Below are 17,267 nucleotides of genomic sequence, written 5' to 3'. Positions count from 1 at the left end.
CCTAAAGCAATATCAAAGTATGAAAAGAAATTGGCAAAGTTGCAAAGACAACTTGCAAAAAAGAAAAAAGGAAGTAAAAATTGGAACAAGCAAAGAGTTAAGGTGGCAAAAGTACACGAAAAAATAAGTAATACTAGAAAAGATTTTCAACATAAGCTATCTTCGAAAATTGTTTACGAAAACCAAGTAATCATTAGCGAAGATTTAGCTGTGAAAAACATGATCAAACATTCACGTCTTGCTAAAAGAATATCGGATGTAGCATGGGGTGAATTTTGCAGACAGATAGAATATAAGTCGATGTGGTATGGTAGAACGTATCATAAAATAAGCAGATGGTTTGCATCATCGCAAACTTGTTCAGCGTGTGGGTGTGTAAACAAAAAAGTAAAGTTATTATCCATAAGAGAATGGGTTTGCGATCATTGTGGTACGATTCATCAAAGAGACGAGAACGCTGCAAAAAATATACTACAACAAGGCTTAAAAGAATTAGGTTTATTTGCATAAATATCGTACGGCAGGAACTGTCGGAATCATACGCCTGTGGAGTTAGTAGGTTGCGAGGACGATGAAGCAGGAAATTCTCACTGTGAAGTGAGAAGCCCGCGACTTTAGCCGTGGGAGGTTCACGCGGCAAATTTTTTTATTTTTACGTGTATAAATGTTCTTCTTTCTGTTCACAATGGTTGCTGAGGTGATGAACATGAAAGAAGAAAACAAAAAAGTTTCAAAGTTGTTCCGTAAACGTTGGGTTGTTCCTTCTATTTATTTGTTAAGTGCCGCGCTCATTTTAACAGGTGTGCTTTGGTTCCAAAACAAAACAAACGATATTGTCCAGCCACCTGTCGATGAGCAAACAGAACAAGGAACGGCGGTGAATGAACCAGAATCTGTTCCGGTACAACAAGCGGTTGAACAAATCATTATGCCTGTCCTTGATCCAAACGCTGTTGAAATCGCAAAACCATTTTACGATTTTCATGCATCAGCCGAAGAACAAGAAGCTGCTCTCGTCTCTTATAATGATGAATATTATCCGAACAAAGGTGTCGACATCGCGATGAAAAACGGCGAAAGTTTTGATGTGACCGCATCGTTAAGCGGAACAGTCGTCAAAGCAGAAAAAGACCCGCTCTTTGGCTACGTCGTTCATATTCAACATGATCGCGGCGTTGTGACGGTATATCAATCATTAAAAGACGTACAAGTGAAAACAGGCGACACAGTAAAACAAGGACAAGTGATCGCAAAGGCAGGCACAAGCGAGTTTAATAAAGAAGCAGGCGTCCACGTCCATTTTGAAATTCGAAAAGACGGACAAGCGGTCAACCCTGTCGCTTACTTCGATCAGCCGCTTAGCGCACTCGAACAACAAACGGAACAGCAAGAAACGAATGAAGAAAAAACGAATGAACAACAAAGCGATCCATCGAGCACTGTTCCAGATGCATCGATCGGAATGGCAAGAACATGAACAGATGGGCAAAATGCTCATCTGTTCGCTTTTTTATGGCATATATTTTCTTCCTTCCTAATACACTATTACAAACTTGAACAACGAGGGTGTTTGAGGTGAGATGAACGATTAATAGATGAGCTTGACGACTTTGTTATGAGCGAGTAAACGCCACTGCGATCAACGCCTTATACGTCTCATTTCACACTTCTCACATCCAACTTAGGGAGGGCGAGCAGTGTGCACGATTACATCAAAGAGCGTACAATCAAGATTGGCAAGTATATCGTGGAGACGAGAAAAACCGTTCGCGTCATCGCGAAAGAGTTCGGTGTGTCTAAAAGCACCGTCCATAAAGACTTAACGGAGCGGCTCCCGGAAATTAACCCCGAATTAGCGAATGAAGTAAAAGAAATTTTAGATTACCATAAATCCATTCGCCATTTGCGTGGAGGAGAAGCAACGAAGAAAAAGTATAAAAAAGAAACCGAGCAAGCGACGTAAATTTCTCGTTCCCCTTGTCAAAAATGTTTTCTTTTTTTCGACATTACTGTGGTAAAATAATGTATTAGGAGAAATGGCAAGGAGGAACATATATGTTTTTCGCAAGGGATATCGGCATCGACCTCGGCACGGCGAACGTGTTGATTTATGTAAAAGGGAAAGGCATCGTATTGAACGAACCTTCCGTCGTTGCAATTGATCAACATACAAAGCGGGTGTTAGCGGTAGGGGAAGAAGCGCGGCGTATGGTTGGGCGCACGCCTGGGCATATTGTCGCCATCCGTCCGTTAAAAGACGGAGTCATTGCAGATTTTGAAATTACGGAAGCGATGCTAAAACATTTTTTAAGCAAACTCAATTTAAAAGGATGGTTTGCTAAACCGCGCATTTTAATTTGCTGTCCAACAAACATTACGTCCGTCGAACGAAAAGCGATTAAAGAAGCAGCGGAAAAAAGCGGAGGCAAAAAGGTATATTTAGAAGAAGAGCCGAAAGTGGCAGCTATCGGTGCGGGAATGGACATTTTCCAGCCTTCAGGGAACATGGTGATCGACATCGGTGGGGGCACAACGGACGTTGCCGTATTATCGATGGGTGATATCGTCACATCCGCATCCATTAAAGTAGCGGGCGATAAATTTGACCAAGAAATTTTAAGTTATATTAAACGAGAATATAAACTACTGATCGGTGAGCGAACAGCGGAAGAAATTAAAATCAATATCGCGACTGTTTTCCCGAATGCGCGCGATGAAGCGATGGACATTCGCGGTCGCGATTTAGTAACAGGCTTACCAAGAACGATTACGATTCGCTCCGGTGAAATTGAAAAGGCGCTACGCGAAACGGTATATACGATCGTCCAAACAGCAAAAAGCGTCCTTGAGCGTACACCGCCAGAACTATCAGCCGACATTATTGACCGCGGTGTTTTCTTAACAGGAGGTGGGGCATTGCTTCACGGCATGGATCAACTGCTTGCGCAACAATTGAAAGTGCCGGTCTTTATCGCAGAAAACCCGATGGACTGTGTAGCGATCGGCACAGGATTAATGCTTGATAACATCGACAAAGCTCCATATCGTCAACCCGTATAGGTGCCATTGGGAAATGGTACCTATTCGCTTTTTCCCCCTTTTTCTTTTATAATGGAAGTAGTGTAAAAACGGTTAGGGGGAGTTTTATGTTTCGCGGATTATATACAGCGGCTTCCGGCATGCTTTCTCAACAACGCCGCATCGAAATGATGACGAACAATATCGCAAATGCGAATACGCCAGGGTATAAGGCTGATCAAGCGTCGCTGCGAGCTTTTCCTGACATGTTGATGAACCGCATTCAACAGACGACCATTCCGACAGAGAAAAAGTTGACGTGGCGCGATCGTACATACATTGGTCCGCTCTCAACAGGGGTGTACGTGCAAGAACTTGTGCCGAACTTTGCGCAAGGAGATATACGTGAAACAGGCAACAACACCGATGTAGCGATTGTCGATGGCACGGGTACATCATTTTTTACCGTTCAAAACGAAACGGGCGACGTTCGTTATACGCGCAACGGTCACTTTACAATTGATGCGGACGGTGCATTAACGACGACGGACGGCTTATACGTGCTTGATGAAAACGGCAACCGCATCGTCATTGGCGACGAGCAGTTTACCGTCTTATCTGATGGGACGATCACGAAAAATGGTGCGCCAATCGCCCGCCTCGGCATCGCTTATGCGCAAAACGTTCAAACGCTCGTGAAAGAAGGAAACGGTTTATTTCGGTCAGAAAACGCCCTTCCACCTGCGCAAACGTATACGATTCGCCAACAATATGTTGAACGTTCAAACGTTGATCTTTCTCGCGCGATGACGGACATGTTGTCGGCTTATCGCGCCTTTGAGGCGAACCAAAAAATTTTACAAGCGTACGATAAAAGTATGGACAAAGCGGCAAACGAAATCGGCCGTTTAAGGTAGGGGGATGACGATGCTTCGGTCAATGATTACTGCCGCCAACACGATGAACCAACTGCACCAACAACTCGATACGATTAGCCATAATATCGCAAACGTCAATACAACGGGATATAAAAAGCGCGATGCCATCTTCGGAGAATTGCTCGCTCAACAGTTTGCGAACTCGCCAAAAACAGATGAAGCACCGCGCCTCACCCCGACAGGCGTCCGTCTCGGCGTCGGGGCGAAAGTCGCATCTACGTATATGCAAATGAAACAAGGTTCGATCGTCAAAACCGATCGTCCATTAGACCTTGCTTTAACGAAAGAAGGACAATTTTTCCGCATCGCCGTCGATGGCGACATTCAATATACACGCGACGGTGCGTTTTACCTTAGTCCGTCCGCAAACAATCCAGACGAACTTATGGTTGTAACAGCTGATGGTTATGCGGTGCTAAATGAAAACGATGAGCCGATTACTGTCCGCGACGGTTTTAAAGACATTCAAGTCACCCAAAACGGCACGATGCAATTCATTGCGCCAAACGGAAATATGATGCAGACGATCAACATCGGCATATCATACGTGACGCGCCCGCAACTTATGCAAGCGCTTGGCGATAACCGTTTTGCTTTCCCGACGAATGTGAATCGCGAAGACGTTACCGTTAATTTATTAGGCAACAACCGTAACGACATTTCATTACAACAATACGCCTTAGAACAATCAAACGTTGAATTGGCGACAGAAATGAGCGAACTGATCATCACTCAGCGTTCGTATCAACTCAACGCCCGCGCCATTACATTATCCGATCAAATGATGGGGCTAATTAACGGCATTCGTTCGTAGAGAGGGAAGACGATGGAAGAAAAACAAACGAAACAACAACGCCTGCGCCGCCGCCTCATTCCGATTTGGCTTCGTTTACTCATCGTCCTTTGTTTGATTACCATTAGCACGTTGGCAGGAGCGATGGTCGGCTACGGCGTGCTTGGCGAAGGAAACGCATGGGATGCGTTAAAACCAGCGACGTGGCAACATATTGTCGATTTAATCGAAAAACAGTAGTGGACAGACCACTTCAAAACGTGATACATTGAAAAAAAGGCGGAAGGGAGATCCTTCCGTTTTTTTATCATACTGACAGAGAAGACCCTCCACTTCCATAAGTGGGGGATGAATCGGTCATTTTTTGTTTAAAAAAAATCAAAATACTCTTGAATGGATGGTAGTCTTTGGCATATCCTAATAAAGAGGAGGTGAAACTGTGAAAGAGGTCACGATGACGATTAAACTGCCATTATTCGAACCTACCAAATTGAAACAAGAGATGTATCAAACGATGAGAAATGAGTTTTCAAGGCTCTTAAACCGTGCGGTGGATATCAAACGAACAAATCCAAAAATCGCTGTCACCGACATTGATAAACTTTTAAAGCAGGATAGTATTCTTCCAACCACGACCCAACAAGAAGCGAGAAAACTCGCCTTAAGTCGATATGATGATTGGAAAAAGAATCAAAAAACAAAAAGTTTTCCTCGTTTTAAGGAAAAACAAACGATTCTCTTTAACAATCAAAACTGGCATTTTCGATATGATAACGGGTATTTAAAACTCGGAATCCCCACCATCGAAGGAAGATTGACGTTAGAGAAATATGTCCCTGTTCGAACGAACGAATATACGTCATTTTGGGTTCATTTTTTGTTAAACGGGGAAATGGATAAAACCAACAAGTATTATGACTCATCCTTCGAACAAATTATTGACATCAAAAAAGGAAACGGTCAACTGTATGAAAAGAAAAAACGTTGGTATTTTGCGTTTTCGATTACCTTGACGGTCAAAGAAAAGGAAAATACAGACGAAACCGAAAAATCAGTCGGGGTTGACCGTGGACTTCGCATGATTGCCGTGGCAGGTTGTGGACAAACTGGAGAATACAAAATCTTCAACGGTCGATATCTTGGACATATTCGAAGAAAATACCACCGTCTTCGTAAACAACTTCAAAAAGCGAAGAATATGAAAGCGTTAAAACGGCTTGAAAATAAAGAACAACGAGTCATCGATTATTGGAATCATGTCATCAGTAAAAAAATCATCCGATTTGCCGAGCAAATCGGAGCAAAAACCATCAAACTAGAAGATTTAAGCGGTATTCGAAAAATGAAAAAACATTGGAAACAAAGTAATAGAAACATTCATTCGTGGGCATTTTACGATTTGGAAATCAAAATCCAATATAAAGCAAAATTAAAAGGGTTGAAGGTCGAATACGTTGACCCTTACAAAACAAGTCAAGAATGTTTCCAATGTGGAAAAGTCAAAAAGACGAACCGAAGAGGACCGCTCTACACATGCTCGTGTGGCTACAAAAAACAGGCAGATGTGAACGCCAGTTTCGTGATTAGCACACGACCATCCATTGCGGGGTAACCCGCTGACAGGGATTCTATGCCCTTGTCAAGGCACATGACCGTGCTGGACACCTAGCCGATGAGGTCGAACCGTCTGGACACCATAGGTTTCCATGCGGATGAGATGGAGGTAACGGTAACCAATGAACCCCCTCACCGAAGGTGAAACGTGGGAATCCCCCACTTCAACCTTTTGGTAAGTGGGGGAGGAGGTCAAAAAGGAGGAATTCGTATGCTTGATATTCAACAAATTCAACAAATTATTCCACATCGCTATCCGTTTTTACTCGTCGATCGCATTGTTGAAGTGGAAGAAGGAAAGCGCGCCGTCGGCATGAAAAACGTGAGCGCAAACGAACAATTTTTCGTCGGTCATTTTCCGGACTACCCGGTCATGCCTGGTGTGCTGATCGTCGAGGCGCTAGCGCAAGTCGGGGCGGTCGCGATGTTAATGAAAGAAGAAAACCGCGGTCGTCTCGCCTTTTTCACCGGCATTGATAATTGCCGCTTTAAAAAGCAAGTAAAGCCGGGCGATCAATTACGATTAGAAGTCGAAATGATTCGTTTTAAAGGCGCAATCGGCAAAGGAAGAGGAGTCGCTACCGTTGATGGCGAACTCGTATGCGAAACAGATATTATGTTTGCGCTCGGTGAAAAATAATGCATAATCGTCTCCTTTCTGGGCATGTTATAAGTGATTACATATGCCTAAGAAAGGAGATATGCAATGAAAAAACTATGGCTATTTAAGCTTATTAGCGCGCTCATCGCCATCATGGTCGTTACAGGCTGCAATAACGATGATACAGACAACGATATGAACAACCAAGAAGAAATGCAGCCAGGCGAAGACACAAACGAAGGTGTCGGCGACGATGAAAACGATGCTGTGCCAGATGAAGAAGACGCTGTCGAAGATGTGGAAGATATGAATGACGCAGACAATACGGACGAATAAACGTAAGAGGATTCCTCTTACGTTTTTTTATGTGCGCTCGGCATGGGTGCAATCTCTAGGGTGAAAGTCCCGAACTGCGAAGGCAGAAGTAGCAGTTAGCTTAACGCAAGGGTGTCCGTGGTGACGCGGAATCTGAAGGAAGCGAGCGGCAAACTTCCGGTCTGAGGAACACGAACTTCATACAAGGCTAGGTATCATTGGATGAGTTTGCATGACAAAACAAAGTCCTTTCTGCCGAAGGTGATACAGAGTAAATGAAGCAGATAGATGGAAGGAAAGATTGCACTCTTACCCGAGGAGGTCTGATGGATACGTGAAGTACGCTTCATAACCTACTTAGTGATAGGTAGCTGAACCATCAGAAGTCAGCAGAGGTCATAGTACGAATCGGTCTAGAACGATTCGGAAGGACTGAACAATCAAGAGAAAATAGCCCTTGGCATTCAGTTCGTCATGATGAACACAGAAAACATGGTACCTCCCAAGAGAAAGGAAACGGTGAATTCCGTGGGGGATCTGTTGGAGGGTGGAGTGACGAATGGCATAAGAAGATCAGCTATTTACGGAAGGAAGAAGAACGATGATTTTGAATCAAATCCTGTCACGGGAGAATATGCTTCTCGCATTGAAACGAGTAGAACAAAATAAGGGAAGTCATGGAGTAGATCAGATGCCCGTACAAAACCTACGAACGCATATCGTCGAAAACTGGCAGTCCATCAAAGAGGCGATTCTCAAAGGTACCTATGAACCGATGCCTGTCCGAAGAGTCGAAATCCCGAAACCTGATGGCGGTGTTCGGTTACTAGGTATCCCAACCGTGACAGACCGTTTGATTCAACAGGCAATTGCCCAAGTATTGTCGAAGATATATGACCCCATGTTTTCTGAACATAGCTATGGCTTTCGCCCAAATCGAAGCGCCCATGATGCAGTGAGGAAAGCACAAGGATATATCAAAGAGGGATACCGATGGGTTGTAGACATTGATTTAGAAAAGTTCTTTGATCAGGTCAACCACGACAGACTCATGAGCACATTGGCGAAAAGAATCCACGATAAACCGTTATTGAAATTAATCCGCAAATACCTGCAGTCGGGTGTCATGATTCATGGAGTGGTTTCAAGTACAGAAAAAGGGACACCACAAGGTGGTCCATTAAGTCCGCTCCTTTCAAACATCGTTCTTGACGAGTTGGATAAAGAATTAGAGAAAAGAGGACATCAATTCGTTCGTTACGCAGACGACTGTAACATTTACGTAAAATCAAAAAGGGCAGGAGAACGAACAATGGCAAGCGTTCAACGATTCATCGAACGTAAACTTCGCCTAAAAGTGAATGAGAAAAAGTCGGCAGTAGACCGTCCTTGGAAACGAAAGTTTCTTGGATTCAGTTTTATCGATGCCGAAGAGCCCAAGATTCGAGTGGCAGAAGAAAGTCTCAAACGAATGAAGAAGAAAGTACGAGAAATCACCTCGAGAAAGATGCCATATTCCATGGAATACCGAATTCAGAAACTGAATCAGTATTTATTCGGATGGTGTGGGTACTTTGCGCTGGCGGATACGAAATCAATCTTTCGGAAAATGGACGGGTGGATTCGTCGAAGACTTCGTATGTGCTTATGGAAAAGTTGGAAAACACCAAAAACGAGGATAAGAAACTTGATCAAATTGGGAGTTCCTTCGTGGAAAGCCTATGAATGGGGAAATAGTCGGAAAGGATATTGGCGTATTTCAAATAGCCCCATCTTACACAGAACCCTTGGAAACTCCTACTGGAATGACCAAGGGCTCAAAAGTCTACAAGAACGTTATGAATTCTTGCGTCATTGATCTTGATTGAACCGCCGTATACGGAACCGTACGTACGGTGGTGTGAGAGGACGGAGGTTAATCACCTCCTCCTACTCGATTCCCTTCTTTCCTATAATACGTAACAAAGTTATAAAACAACTTTGTCAACATTCTTTTTTTATGGTACATTAACGGTTGACGATTATCATATGGAGGGTTTTATATATGTTGAAACAACTTCCTCATCGTATGAAGATGAATATGACGTTATCTATAAAAAAAGTGTTCGAACGATATATGGCAAGCATCGGTTGGGATGAGACGCAATACGATGCGGCAAAACTCATGGAAGAGTGGCGCCATTATTTATATAACGAAGCTGCATGGTTCGCTGAATTAGACGATGCGATCAAAGCGAATCCGCAATTTCATGAACAACTTGCCGACCGCATTAACGAAATTATTGACCAGCTCGTCAATGAACCTCCAACGGACGAACAAATTGCCGAAATTAACCGTCTCGTTGAACGGCTTGGCATCGATGATTTCCCTTACGGCTGTAAACTAGAAGCAAAATATCATATCGAACGTCTCCAACATGAATTAAAAAAAAAGAAAAGCTAACGAAACGAGCGAGCATCAAACAACGAAAACTAGCAGAAATTTTATATTATCAAGCGTATGACCGTCCGCTTCCAGAACGCGACTATACGGTTGCTGAAATGAACAATATTATTGCACAGGCGAAACAAATCATTGCACAAGAAGAAAAAGACGAAGAAATCATTCACTAACCGGCAGAACATGGCTCTGTCGGTTTTCTTTTTCGTGGAAATAATTTTATAAAAAAGGTAGAAAAACGGAATTGTTTGTCGGTATAATGAAGCTAGTGAACGTTTTTGTCGAAAATATGTGTTTCATAGGAGGACGCCATGGAAGAGACGATTAGCTTACGAGAATTATTTCAAACGTTACGTAAACGAGCTTGGCTTATTGTAGCGATTACCGTCATTGCGACGATGACAAGCGGGATCGTTAGCTATTTTGTGTTGACGCCAATTTATCAAGCATCGACGCAACTGCTCGTCAACCAAGCGAAAAACGAACAACCAATCTACAACATTAGCGAAATTCAAACGAATTTGCAGCTTATTAATACGTATAACGTCATTATGAAAAGCCCAGCCATTTTAGATATTGTAAAAGATGAACTCGATTTAAATATGTCGATTGAAGAGCTTAATGAAAAAATTAACGTCACAAGTGAAAAAGACTCGCAAGTTGTTAACGTAACAGTCGAAGATCCCGATCCGCATATGGCGGCTGATATTGCCAATACCGTTGCAAGCGTGTTTCAACGTGAAATCGTGAAAATTATGAACGTTGATAACGTCAACATTTTAGCAAAGGCAGAAGTAAAAGAGCAACCTGTTCCGGTGAAACCAAAGCCGCTATTAAACATGGCGATCGCTTTCGTCGTTGGCATGATGACAGGTGTTGGTTTAGCATTTTTACTTGAATATTTAGATAATACGATTAAAAACGAACAGGACGTTGAGAAATTGCTTGAGCTACCTGTGCTAGGAGCTGTCACAACAATTGATGAAGAAGGAAAAGAAGCAAAAGCGTTACAAGCGAAAAAGCAAGTAAGAGGTGAGACGGTTGGTTCTTAAAAAGAAAAAGCGAATATTTGAGCGTACAATGCGCTCACTCATTACAAAAACAAATCCAAAATCGCCAATTTCTGAACAATATCGGACGATTCGAACAAACATTCAATTTTCTGTCGTTGATCGTCCATTGCGCTCGATTATGGTCACCTCTTCTGCCCCTGCAGAAGGAAAATCAACAACCGTTGCCAATTTAGCGGTCGTTTTTGCGCAACAAGGAAAAAAAGTGCTTCTTATTGATGCCGACTTACGCAAACCGACAGTCCATTATACGTTTCGAAAAGATAACTACATCGGTTTAACGAACGTATTAACGAAACAAGCACCTTTTCAAGCGGCTGTGAAAGAAACAGATGTGGACAATTTATTTGTTTTAACGAGTGGCCCTATTCCGCCAAACCCAGCCGAATTGCTCGGTTCTTCTGCGATGGAAGAACTACTAGCAGAAGCGTATAAGCAATTTGACCTTGTTTTATTCGACACTCCACCAGTACTTGCGGTGACCGATGCGCAAATTTTAGCGAACCAATGCGATGGAACGATTCTTGTCGTCCATAGCGGAAAAACAGAAATTGAAGCTGCACAAAAGGCGAAAGAACTACTCATTAACGCAAAAGGAAAGCTGCTCGGTGTCGTGCTGAATCAAAAGAAGCAAAAAGAAAGTAGCTATTACTATTACTACGGTAACAAATAGACAAAATTCGACAAAAATTGTATATTGCGTAATACGATTTTCCTATGTTAATATGAATTACATACGAGGAAATTGTCGAAAAATATGAGAAAAATTTCTTTCATGTCGATAGATCAAAGGGGGGGATTGTGATGATTGACGTTCATAGTCATATTTTGCCGTCTGTCGATGATGGGGCGAAAACGCTCGCTGATGCAATTGAGATGGCAAAAGCAGCTGTTGCGGAGGGAATTACAACAATCATCGCCACCCCCCATCACCGCAATGGAACGTTTGAAAACGATAAATCGTCCATTATGGAACACGTTTATGCATTGAATGAAGCGTTGCAATACCATCGCATTCCCCTTTCTGTTTTACCCGGGCAAGAAGTACGCATTTATGGGGAATGGCTAGACGGTTATCGAGACGGTGATATTTTACCTCTCGCAGAAACGAAGTACGTTTTAATCGAGCTACCAAGCAATCACGTTCCGCGTTACACCGAGCAGTTGTTGTTCGATATTCAGCTGCAAGGTCTCGTCCCTATTATCGCCCATCCGGAGCGAAATAGCGAGCTGATCGAGCACCCAACGAAGCTATATGACCTTGTGAAAAAAGGAGCGTTGACACAGCTGACTGCGGGAAGTATTGCTGGTAAGTTCGGCAAAAAAATTAAGAATTTTTCCTTGCAAATCATCGAAGCGAACTTAGCTCATTTAATCGCATCGGATGCGCACAATACGACGTCACGGGCATTCCATATGCGCGAAGCGTACGACGTCATTCAAAAACAGTTCGGCTCGCAAGCAGTATACGTTTTCCGTGAAAACGCCGAACTGCTTGTCGCAAACGAGACGTTGTATAAAGATGCACCAGAGCGAATTAAGAAGAAAAAGTTTTTAGGTATTTTCTAAGTTTTGTATGTTCCCAATACATCGTATAGATTAGTTATGCTTTGCTGGTTTCGCACGTTTGTCGATATCGGCTTTCCTTTTCGGTGATGTCTCCTTACCGTTATCAACGGAGGCACTCGGCCGTGCTGTGGGTGGGGACGATGACGGTCCTGCCACCTTAGACGCTTGTCGTCGATGGTGCGGTGTGAGGGCGGGTTAGATGCCCAATGCTAACCTTGTTTTTTTATTTATGTCTCTTTTTTGCCATGTTATAATGAGAGAAATGGTAAAGGAGGGATACAATTGAGCCAAGAATTAAAAGCTTTGCTTCGCTCTGTATTAAAGGAAGAACTGCAACCGATTTACGAACGATTAGAATTTGTCGAACAAACGTTGAAACATCTGACTCAACTAACTAGCAAGGAAGAGTGGTTATTAAACGATTTACAGCTTATGAAACAATCAACTCACTTAACGATGTCTCATTTAAAGGTAAAATATGATGTGTTGCTCGATCGGATTATAGAACACGAAAAAGAAATTTTAAATTTAAAAACACGTCTACCAAACTAACTCCCCATGGGAGCTATTTTTTTGTACATCGACGTATAGGTTATGCATATATAGCATATACGTGGGTGTACAGTTTAGGAAGTGAGGGATGTATGTGAAAACGGTAAGAAAAGCAATTATCCCAGCTGCTGGGCTTGGCACGCGCTTTTTACCTGCGACAAAAGCGATGCCAAAAGAAATGCTTCCGATCGTCGACAAGCCGACGATTCAATACATCGTCGAAGAAGCGATTGAATCAGGCATTGAAGACATTATTATCGTCACAGGAAAAGGAAAACGTGCCATTGAAGATCATTTCGATCATGCGTTCGAGCTCGAACAAGCTTTACTAAAAAGCAACAAACACGACTTGCTTGAAAAAGTAAAAGAACCGTCCAAAGTCGACATTCATTACATTCGTCAAAAAGAACCAAAAGGACTAGGCCACGCCGTCTGGTGCGCCCGTAAATTTATTGGCGATGAACCATTTGCTGTCCTCTTAGGCGACGACATCGTCCAAGCCGAAACACCATGTTTAAAACAACTGATGAACGAATTTGAACAAACGAGAAGCTCTGTCATCGGGGTGAAACAAGTCGCTGACGACGAAACACACCGATACGGCATCATCGACCCGATCGACAAAAAAGGACGACGTTACCAAGTGCGCCAATTCGTCGAAAAACCAGCGCCAGGCACCGCGCCGTCCAACTTAGCGATTATGGGAAGATACATACTCACACCGGAAATCTTCTTATTCCTTGAAAAACAAGAAGCCGGCACCGGCGGCGAAATTCAACTGACCGACGCGATTCAAAAGCTAAACGAAATCCAACGCGTCTTTGCGTATGAGTTTGAAGGAAAACGCTACGACGTTGGGGAGAAGTTGGGGTTTATTCAGACGACGATTGAGTTTGGACTGCAAAATGAAGAAATGAGAGAAGAGCTGTTGAAGTTTATGGAGGAGATTATTCGGCAATATGCAAAGTCATAGGCGATATAGCTTATGGCTTTTTTAGTTCCCTATTTTCATGTTAAGAAGGGAGATATACGACGTTGGCTTATCGCACGCGATTAACACTTTTAATGCTGTTAGACTCAGCAATTGTCCTATCAGCTATTTACATCAGTTTATTTACGCTCCACCCACACATTGAAATTTTTAAATATCCAGCACTTTTATTATCTGCGGTGACATTATTATTTAGCCATCATATATTTGCTTTTCATTACCGTTTGTATCATAAAGTGTGGGAATATGCGAGCGTTGGCGAATTAGTAGCAATCGCAAAAACAGTCACATTTTCCATCATCGTCACCGCTTTCGTACAATGGACAATATACGAAGACATGTACGTTCGCGCATTGATGATCACATGGATGATTCATATGTTGCTTTTAGGAGGCTCTCGCTTCGTTTGGCGCATATACCGCGATCAATATATGAATCAAAACAAAGGAAAAAAACGAACGCTAATTATTGGAGCAGGAGCCGCTGGAACGATGGTCGCGCGACAACTATTAACAAGTCGCGAGTCTGACCTTTGCCCTATCGCATTTATCGATGACGATCGAACAAAACAAAAGTTACACATTCTCGGTATTCCTGTCGCTGGAACGACGAAAGATATTGCTCACATCGTACAGGAAAAACGTATCGAGCATATTATTATCGCCATTCCATCGCTCAAAAAACAGGAGTTAAATCGAATTTTTGCTGAGTGTGCCAAAACGAACGCAAAAACACAAACCGTGCCGAAACTAGAAGATATTATGTCTGGGAAAGTGTCGGTCAATCAGTTCCGTGATGTGCAAGTAGAAGACTTACTTGGACGTGATCCGATCCAACTTGATACAAACAGCATCTCTCATTACATTGAAGGGAAAGTTATTTTAGTAACAGGCGCGGGTGGTTCGATAGGATCTGAAATTTGTCGGCAAGTATGCCGATTCCATCCGAAGAAAATCATTCTACTTGGACATGGCGAAAATAGCATATACCAAATCGATATGGAATTACGAAACAAATATAGAGATGAAATAGACATTATTCCCGTGATCGGCGACATTCAAGACCGCGAACGGATGTTTGAAGTGATGGAACAGCATCGACCTGATGTTGTTTACCATGCCGCTGCCCATAAACATGTGCCACTGATGGAATACAACCCGAAAGAAGCGGTCAAAAACAACATTTTCGGGACGAAAAACGTCGCCGAAGCAGCGGCTACGTTTAGTGTCGGAACGTTTGTGCTTGTCTCTACAGATAAAGCTGTCAATCCGACAAATGTAATGGGAGCAACAAAACGATTTGCCGAGATGATTATTCAACAGTTAGACGAAGAAAGCAATACGAAATTTGTCGCCGTCCGATTCGGCAACGTACTTGGAAGCCGTGGAAGCGTCATACCGCTATTTAAAAAGCAAATTCAAGCAGGCGGCCCTGTTACCGTCACTCATCCGGATATGACAAGGTACTTCATGACTATCCCAGAAGCCTCTCAGCTCGTCATTCAAGCCGGTGCACTAGCAAAAGGCGGCGAGATTTTCGTTCTTGACATGGGTGAACCAGTCAAAATTGTTGATTTAGCGAAAAACCTTATTAAGCTATCTGGATACACGATCGATGAAATTGGCATCGAATTTACAGGTATTCGACCTGGAGAGAAGATGTTTGAAGAATTGTTGAATGAAAATGAAGTTCATCCAGAGCAGGTGTTTCCGAAAATATTTATCGGGAAAGCAACGATGGTGGACGAAAAAATCCTTCATGATTTTATGGATCGATTTGAAGAGATGGATAAAGAAGAGGTTAGAGAGAGATTGTTGGGGGTTGTGAATAACAAGTTTGTATCAATAGGTTCCGTTGGTTCTGCAAATCAATAAATAGTTGCTCTAAGTTAGGAGACTAACGATGAAATAATTATATGTAAAGCCGATGAAAAAACTATGTAAGCTACTTGACTATTTCGATAAAAATGATCTATATAAGTTGAAACTTTGTTTTACATCCAGTAGAACGCCCGCTGCATTCTATCAAAATGACTTGTTATGAAGGAAAACAGAATCGAACAATCGGAAAATCTTGTAACTATTCACCCCGATAGTAGTATGTAAAAAAGCGCAACACAAATAGGGCATCTCCGTGATAGAAAATGCCCTAAGTGATAGAAAGAACACGATCGAGCGTGTCGCCCGTCAACAGAAGACATAACGAGTCCCACACGTTTTTTTCGTGTTTCGCGAGTGTGGAAACGATGCTTCTTGTGATACAAAAAGACTGGGCGAATGTTTCTTCGCGAAATGTACCCGAAATGTTCTCTTTCACTTTGACCATGCGAAGATCGCGTTCGGCTTGGTTGTTGTCAAAGGGAACATGCACTTCACGTAAGAAACGCAACGCTTCTTCCTTTCGTTTCTGAAGCCGTCGAACAAAAGCGAGTGCTTTTTTCGGAAGAGGCGTCATCGTTTCTAATCGGTGCTGTGCTCTTTCTAGAATGCGACCATATCTTTCTAGAATGCGACCATACACTCGTTCCCATCGTTTCGCTTCTTCTTCGGAAAGTGCACCGTGATGAGCTTCGACGGCCTGTTTGGCGGCTAACAGAAACGTGGTCATGCGCGATGCCCATGTATGCCCTTGTTCGATGAAACCCTTCAATTCACGCAAATGATGGGCGTGACAAAGGGCATGGGTGGCTTGCGTGTATTTTGGATACGTACCGAACCCATCGTGCATCATCGTCCCTTGATATCGCGGAAGAATCCCGATGTCATCGGTCGCTTTCTTTCCGCGAGAAACGTGAGGAGCCAAGTACGTGTATTTTGATGTACACGCGACATGCACCCATGCGAGTTTCCCATTGATACGCAAACTCGTTTCATCGACATGCAGGATGTCGGATTCAAGTAAGGCGTCTTCGATCATGTCCATATTCGATTCTAGCGCTTCGCGTCCTCGTTTCACCATATTGGCAAGAGTTCCCGTACTAACCGAGTGTTGATATAATGCTTCGATCGTATCACTCAAACGTTTGTAAGGGATCAATTGGATATGATGTAAATAAACAACGAGCGCCGTGAGACGTGGACCGTATTGCACATGATTCGTGACATGTGGTGGAAACTCCGCTTGTTGAACACATCGGCAATGTGGACAGGATTTCACTTCACGTTCATGTTGTGTCACCTCGATCGTCACGGGAGGGAGATCGAACACTTGACGGACATCGACTTTGAACGGTTTGACTTCACGCAAAGAAGCCCCACATCCTTGACACGTATGCACACGGTGGACGACACGATGATGTGGATGTTCCACTTGACGGAGCGTCGTTCCTTGATGTCCTTCTTGTCCGCCTGGCTTGTTGCCAGATGG

General features: G+C 43.1%; 19 protein-coding genes. 18 read left to right on the top strand and 1 reads right to left on the bottom strand.

The window, feature by feature from the left end:
* From BM213_RS11205 to BM213_RS11110, 18 genes are all read left to right on the top strand, one after another.
* A partial coding sequence (locus BM213_RS11205; protein WP_143091197.1) for an RNA-guided endonuclease TnpB family protein occupies positions 1-510 on the top strand: 510 nt, incomplete at its 5' end.
* 175 nt (positions 511-685) lie between these two features.
* Complete coding sequence (gene spoIIQ / locus BM213_RS11200) at positions 686-1,477, top strand: stage II sporulation protein SpoIIQ (RefSeq protein ID WP_279625325.1); 792 nt, start codon at positions 686-688, stop codon at positions 1,475-1,477.
* A 222-nt stretch (positions 1,478-1,699) separates the two neighbouring features.
* Positions 1,700-1,963: a sporulation transcriptional regulator SpoIIID gene (gene spoIIID / locus BM213_RS11195; RefSeq protein ID WP_003396966.1), complete on the top strand. Its 264-nt coding sequence runs from the start codon at positions 1,700-1,702 to the stop codon at positions 1,961-1,963.
* A gap of 92 nt (positions 1,964-2,055) precedes the next feature.
* Entirely contained in the window at positions 2,056-3,060 is a 1,005-nt protein-coding gene (gene mreB, locus BM213_RS11190) for a rod shape-determining protein (protein ID WP_091704120.1), read from the top strand.
* 86 nt (positions 3,061-3,146) lie between these two features.
* Positions 3,147-3,935 carry a flagellar basal-body rod protein FlgF gene (flgF, locus tag BM213_RS11185; protein WP_091704118.1) on the top strand — a complete coding sequence of 263 codons (789 nt, stop codon included), beginning with the start codon at positions 3,147-3,149 and terminating at the stop codon, positions 3,933-3,935.
* A gap of 10 nt (positions 3,936-3,945) precedes the next feature.
* On the top strand, positions 3,946-4,770 hold the full coding sequence (locus tag BM213_RS11180; RefSeq protein ID WP_091704114.1) for a flagellar hook-basal body protein: 825 nt from the start codon (positions 3,946-3,948) through the stop codon (positions 4,768-4,770).
* 12 nt (positions 4,771-4,782) lie between these two features.
* Positions 4,783-4,989 (top strand): DNA-directed RNA polymerase subunit beta, encoded by a 207-nt coding sequence (locus BM213_RS11175; protein WP_091704112.1) that lies wholly within the window; start codon positions 4,783-4,785, stop codon positions 4,987-4,989.
* 199 nt (positions 4,990-5,188) lie between these two features.
* Complete coding sequence (locus BM213_RS11170; RefSeq protein WP_091704109.1) at positions 5,189-6,361, top strand: RNA-guided endonuclease InsQ/TnpB family protein; 1,173 nt, start codon at positions 5,189-5,191, stop codon at positions 6,359-6,361.
* A gap of 213 nt (positions 6,362-6,574) precedes the next feature.
* Entirely contained in the window at positions 6,575-7,003 is a 429-nt protein-coding gene (fabZ, locus tag BM213_RS11165) for a 3-hydroxyacyl-ACP dehydratase FabZ (RefSeq protein WP_091704107.1), read from the top strand.
* Positions 7,004-7,069: 66 nt separating this feature from the next.
* Positions 7,070-7,300, top strand: a complete 231-nt coding sequence (locus tag BM213_RS11160; protein ID WP_091704104.1) for a hypothetical protein — start codon at positions 7,070-7,072, stop codon at positions 7,298-7,300.
* A gap of 580 nt (positions 7,301-7,880) precedes the next feature.
* A complete protein-coding gene (ltrA, locus tag BM213_RS11145; RefSeq protein WP_091704099.1) occupies positions 7,881-9,137 on the top strand; it encodes a group II intron reverse transcriptase/maturase in 1,257 nt (418 codons plus the stop codon).
* 186 nt (positions 9,138-9,323) lie between these two features.
* The gene (locus BM213_RS11140) at positions 9,324-9,722 is read left to right on the top strand and encodes a hypothetical protein (RefSeq protein ID WP_003396951.1); all 399 of its coding nucleotides are present in this window, start codon (positions 9,324-9,326) and stop codon (positions 9,720-9,722) included.
* 308 nt (positions 9,723-10,030) lie between these two features.
* Positions 10,031-10,771: a YveK family protein gene (locus BM213_RS11135; RefSeq protein WP_091704096.1), complete on the top strand. Its 741-nt coding sequence runs from the start codon at positions 10,031-10,033 to the stop codon at positions 10,769-10,771.
* A gap of 28 nt (positions 10,772-10,799) precedes the next feature.
* On the top strand, positions 10,800-11,462 hold the full coding sequence (locus BM213_RS11130) for a CpsD/CapB family tyrosine-protein kinase (RefSeq protein WP_091704128.1): 663 nt from the start codon (positions 10,800-10,802) through the stop codon (positions 11,460-11,462).
* Positions 11,463-11,593: 131 nt separating this feature from the next.
* Positions 11,594-12,358: a tyrosine-protein phosphatase gene (locus tag BM213_RS11125; protein WP_091704093.1), complete on the top strand. Its 765-nt coding sequence runs from the start codon at positions 11,594-11,596 to the stop codon at positions 12,356-12,358.
* A gap of 282 nt (positions 12,359-12,640) precedes the next feature.
* Positions 12,641-12,910 (top strand): hypothetical protein, encoded by a 270-nt coding sequence (locus BM213_RS11120; protein WP_091704090.1) that lies wholly within the window; start codon positions 12,641-12,643, stop codon positions 12,908-12,910.
* A 94-nt stretch (positions 12,911-13,004) separates the two neighbouring features.
* On the top strand, positions 13,005-13,883 hold the full coding sequence (galU, locus tag BM213_RS11115) for a UTP--glucose-1-phosphate uridylyltransferase GalU (RefSeq protein WP_091704125.1): 879 nt from the start codon (positions 13,005-13,007) through the stop codon (positions 13,881-13,883).
* 62 nt (positions 13,884-13,945) lie between these two features.
* Positions 13,946-15,775: a polysaccharide biosynthesis protein gene (locus tag BM213_RS11110; RefSeq protein WP_091704087.1), complete on the top strand. Its 1,830-nt coding sequence runs from the start codon at positions 13,946-13,948 to the stop codon at positions 15,773-15,775.
* Between the two features lie 274 nt (positions 15,776-16,049).
* Here the strand turns inward: BM213_RS11110 and tnpC are convergent.
* Positions 16,050-17,267 (bottom strand): IS66 family transposase (tnpC, locus tag BM213_RS11105; protein WP_091704084.1); only part of this gene is annotated, 1,218 nt, incomplete at its 5' end.

This window comes from Anoxybacillus pushchinoensis (genome assembly GCF_900111795.1).
Classification (GTDB): Bacteria; Bacillota; Bacilli; order Bacillales; family Anoxybacillaceae; genus Anoxybacillus; species Anoxybacillus pushchinoensis.
The sequence above is the reverse complement of the archived record's forward strand: the minus strand, read 5'-3'. Positions and strand labels throughout refer to the sequence as shown.

Coding starts and splice junctions, on each gene's coding strand:
- spoIIQ (WP_279625325.1), top strand. CDS start 686: ATGGTTGCTGAGGTGATGAACATGAAAGAAGAAAACAAAAAAGTTTCA.
- mreB (WP_091704120.1), top strand. CDS start 2,056: ATGTTTTTCGCAAGGGATATCGGCATCGACCTCGGCACGGCGAACGTG.
- flgF (WP_091704118.1), top strand. CDS start 3,147: ATGTTTCGCGGATTATATACAGCGGCTTCCGGCATGCTTTCTCAACAA.
- BM213_RS11180 (WP_091704114.1), top strand. CDS start 3,946: ATGCTTCGGTCAATGATTACTGCCGCCAACACGATGAACCAACTGCAC.
- BM213_RS11175 (WP_091704112.1), top strand. CDS start 4,783: ATGGAAGAAAAACAAACGAAACAACAACGCCTGCGCCGCCGCCTCATT.
- fabZ (WP_091704107.1), top strand. CDS start 6,575: ATGCTTGATATTCAACAAATTCAACAAATTATTCCACATCGCTATCCG.
- BM213_RS11160 (WP_091704104.1), top strand. CDS start 7,070: ATGAAAAAACTATGGCTATTTAAGCTTATTAGCGCGCTCATCGCCATC.
- ltrA (WP_091704099.1), top strand. CDS start 7,881: ATGATTTTGAATCAAATCCTGTCACGGGAGAATATGCTTCTCGCATTG.
- BM213_RS11140 (WP_003396951.1), top strand. CDS start 9,324: ATGTTGAAACAACTTCCTCATCGTATGAAGATGAATATGACGTTATCT.
- BM213_RS11135 (WP_091704096.1), top strand. CDS start 10,031: ATGGAAGAGACGATTAGCTTACGAGAATTATTTCAAACGTTACGTAAA.
- BM213_RS11130 (WP_091704128.1), top strand. CDS start 10,800: ATGCGCTCACTCATTACAAAAACAAATCCAAAATCGCCAATTTCTGAA.
- BM213_RS11125 (WP_091704093.1), top strand. CDS start 11,594: ATGATTGACGTTCATAGTCATATTTTGCCGTCTGTCGATGATGGGGCG.